Raw genomic sequence first — 3,856 nt, forward strand, 5'->3', positions numbered from 1 at the left:
TGCCCGTGTTGATAGGTTCTGCTCCGGTGTGATCGGCGCGGGGCCGATCACCACACATCGGGGAGTCGCGTGTCCACACGAAACAGGGGACGTCATCGCGCACGCAGTCGTGCATCGCAGACCGGGGCACGGGTCGGAGCGGTCGCCGCGGCGGTCACGTCGGTGGCCGTGGTCGGAGGCGCGACGGTCCCGACGGCACCGGCGGCGGCCGCCCCGTTCGTGCTGAGCCAGAAGTGCGCGGGTGGCAGCGGAACGGTGGCGTCGAACGTCAACTGCCAGAACAGTGTCGCGTCGCCCATCGGGTCGGTGATCGGTGCGGCACTCCCCGATGACCTCACCGCCGTGTTGAAGTTCTTGAAGATCGACCTCAACTCGTCGGCGATCGTGATCGCGAGCAACGGCACCGCCACCATCTCCGGTACCGGGTTCGCGTTGGCCGCGCAGGCGCTCAACGCCCCGCTGATCGGGGGTGTCGGTGGGACTTCGACGGCGAACGCGGTGACCCCGCTGAGCGCGGCCCTCGCCATCGGGACCGGGAAGGGGACCGCCTCGGCAACCGCCGTGTCCGGTGTCGCGGTGGCCGCAGCAGGGTCGGGGACCGCCTCGGCGGTGTCGGTGGGCGGCGTCGCCACGGCGATCAACATCCTCGGCATCAAGAACGTCACCTGCACCGCGCTGTACGGCCACGCCAGCGCCGACGGCGTCGGAGCCTGCACCAGCGTGCTCTACATCTTCACGGCGAAGAACGCGGCCGGGTCCGACGTGTGGACGTTCGCCATCGCCGACCCCACATCGTTCACCCTCGGCGGGGATGGCGCCCTGCCCATTCCGCACTTCGCCCGCGACCTGATCCGCGTGTCGGTGGGCGGTCCGAGCGGCGTGAGGGTGGGCACCGATCTGTTCACCCTGCCGACGACGGAGTCGAAGAACGCGGTGTCGGTGAGCAGTAGGGCCGCGACGTCGACGGTGTCGAAGCAGGTGGCCTCGAAAAGCGTCGCCCCGGTGACCCGATCGTCGGTGTCGACGCCGTCGGTTGCCGAACAGGAACAGATCCCGTCGGTAGCCTCGGCCCCGGCGACGACGACCGCCGCCGCAACCACGGGGAAACATCGAAAGCCTGACGCGGAGTCTGCGTCGGTAGGTGCCGAATTGACGTCGGTAGATGCCCAATCGGCGTCCGTAGGTGCCCAACCAACGTCGTTAGGTGCCCAGTCGGCGTCCGCAGCTGCCCAATCGGCGTCCGCAACCGCCCAGTCGACGGGTGGGTCCGGGGCGGAGACGGACTAGCTCGCGCCGGCTCCGTATCCCGCCGCGCGCAACGCGGACATCAGCTCCGAGCGGGAACCCACATCCAGACGCCGACGGATGCGGGCCACATGGTGTTCGACGGTTTTGGCCGAGATGTACAGGGCCGCACCGATCTCGCGGTACGTCAGGCCCAGGACGAGCTGTTCGGCGACCTCGGCCTCTCGATCGGACAGTGCGGACTGTGTGCCGACATCGCCGGCGCCGACCGGTGCGGTGGACGCGGTCGGACCGATGGTGCGGGCCGTCTGCAGCAATGCCGTCGCCGCACGGGTGTCGCCGACGCGTAGCGCCCCCTCGGCGGCGAGCCGGGCGCCGTCGAAGGCGTGTCCGATCCGCTGAAGGCTGCGCGCGGCGACGTCGATGTCGGCGGCGACCACCGGCGTCTGCGCGTCGTCGCCCTGCAACACCTTCAACCACACCCGGCCCGCCTGCGCGAGAACCGCTGCGTGCGAACTGGACTCCGCGGCATCACCCAGCGCGCGGGCGTGCGGTACGAGCGCCACCGGGTCGGCGGAGAGGATCGCGGCCTGCACGCCGTACCAGTGCCACGCCGCCGCCCACACCGGTGGATCACCGAGATCGCTGAGCAACCGACCGGCGTCGGTGGCCAGATGCGCCACCCGCGCGAGGTCGCCGCACCGGATCGCGGCCAGCCACAGCTCGCCGAGCGGGAGCAGCGCGAAGAGATCGACCTCGGCTTCGGCGACGATCGCCTGGGCGTCGCGCCACGCGTTCATCAGGGCACCCGAATCGCCGCGTCGTCGGGCGATGCCGACCGCAAGTGCATGGCGTAGCAACAGATCTCGATGCGATCGGGCGGTCACCGCGGTGGCAATCGCGGTCGCCTCGCCGAGGTCACCTGCCATCATCGCGGTCCAGGCACGCAGCAGGTCCAGCCGCACGACGTAGCCCTGGCCGCTCTCGTGGACCCGGTTGAGCACCGCCTGCGCCCCGCCGAGATCACCGCTGTGCAGGTTCAGCAGTATCGCCAGGGCAGCGGCTGATTCCGGCTCCACCATCGACACCCGCCGCAACGACATCGACCGCAGAACCGGCCCGAGCGCGGGTGCCGGATCGGACCCCAGCGAGGCGACCAATCCGTCGGCGAGCAGTCCGGACGAGGCGTTGTCGGCGGTCGGGGGAGCGTTGTGGGAGGCCTCGGCGAACGCGGTGGCGCCCTCGCGGTCCCCGGAGGCGATCAGCGCGACGACTCCGATCGCGGCGTCGGGACCGGCGCGATCGGGGCCGAGCCACCGGAAGAGCTGCGCGGCACGAGAGTACGTCCCCCGCCGAGACGCCACCGCAGCAGCGACGCGGACGCCGGTGCGGATGGTGTCGGTCGATTCCGACGCCAGTGCCGCGTCGGCGATGCGCGACGCGACGTCGAGATCGTCGGCGTCCAGCGCGGCCTGGGCGAGGGCGACATCGGTGGTGGCGGGGTCGGAGCCGGCGGAACGGGCCGCCGACCAGAGCGTGACCGCACGATGACCGGAGGCTGCGCGCGCGAAGTCGCACAGGGTCGCGGCCAGGGTCGGATCGGTCATGCCCTCGTCGGCCGCAGCGATGGCCCTGTCGGCGTCGAGCGCCCGGTTGGCGATCAGGACCCGGACGAGTGCCGCACGGGTGGAACCGATCTGGTGCGCGCCGACCACCGCGACGAGGGAGTCCTGCGCACCCGGGAGGAAGAAGTCCGAGTCACCGAGGAAGCCGGATCCACGTGCGCGGTCGATCGCGTCCACCGCATCGGCACGCGACACGTTGGCGGTCTGCGCAACCGTGTCGGGGTCGGCGGACGAACCGGCGGCGGCGATGGTCAGCACCACCAGGGCGTTTCGGTCGAGGCGGCGCAGCAGGCGATGTTGCCAGGCGGAGACCGCGGTGGCTGCGACGGTGTCCAGCGTGCGTCCGTCGGTGCCGTGGCCCTGGACGTCGACGGCGTGTAGCGCGGCGTCGATGGCGGCACGGTTGCCGCCGGTGGCGCGGGCGATCGCTGCGGCGGGCCCGGCGAGCAGGTGGCGACCGGACCGTTCGACCACCCCCGCCGCGGAGATGGGTCGCAGGGCCACGACCCGTCCGCGTGATCGCAGCGCGACGCTCAGATCGACGAGCGCGTCGCGGTGGTCGCGTGGTTCGCCTGCGACGACGAGCGTGATGTCGTTGCGCGCGGCCAGCGTCTCGAGGTGGGCCAGGGTGGCGTCGTCACGGTTCTGTGCGTCGTCGACCACCACGGCGCACCCGGGTTCGGGATCGAGAGGCACGTCGTGGACCACGGGAACACCGATGCGGTGCAACGCGTCCGCGAGCGCGGTGAGGACAGCGCTCTTCCCGCTTCCCGCGACACCGATGACGTGGGCGCAGAACGGACGTCCGGCGCTCGCCTCTACGTCGAGCAGCAGTGACTGCGCGTCCGGCATCCCGGCCAGCGCGCCCACGGGCGACGTGAGGTCACTGACCACCGAGGACCCCGCCGGCGGTGTCGGTGACCCCGCCCAGCACGTTCCCGGGGACCTGCAGGATCTGACCCGGGAACCTCGGGAGGGTGGGGAAC

General features: G+C 71.5%; 2 protein-coding genes. One reads left to right on the forward strand and one right to left on the reverse strand.

Features of this window, described 5'->3' with window-relative positions; translation table 11 throughout:
• Positions 1-69: 69 nt before the first annotated feature.
• A complete protein-coding gene (locus JHC79_RS16230; protein WP_296392647.1) occupies positions 70-1,287 on the forward strand; it encodes a hypothetical protein in 1,218 nt (405 codons plus the stop codon).
• Here the strand turns inward: JHC79_RS16230 and JHC79_RS16235 are convergent.
• On the reverse strand, positions 1,284-3,764 hold the full coding sequence (locus tag JHC79_RS16235) for a LuxR C-terminal-related transcriptional regulator (protein ID WP_296392649.1): 2,481 nt from the start codon (positions 3,762-3,764) through the stop codon (positions 1,284-1,286). The genes JHC79_RS16230 and JHC79_RS16235 overlap by 4 nt on opposite strands.
• Positions 3,765-3,856: the final 92 nt, after the last annotated feature.

Source organism: Williamsia sp. (genome assembly GCF_016462415.1).
GTDB lineage: Bacteria > Actinomycetota > Actinomycetes > Mycobacteriales > Mycobacteriaceae > Williamsia_A.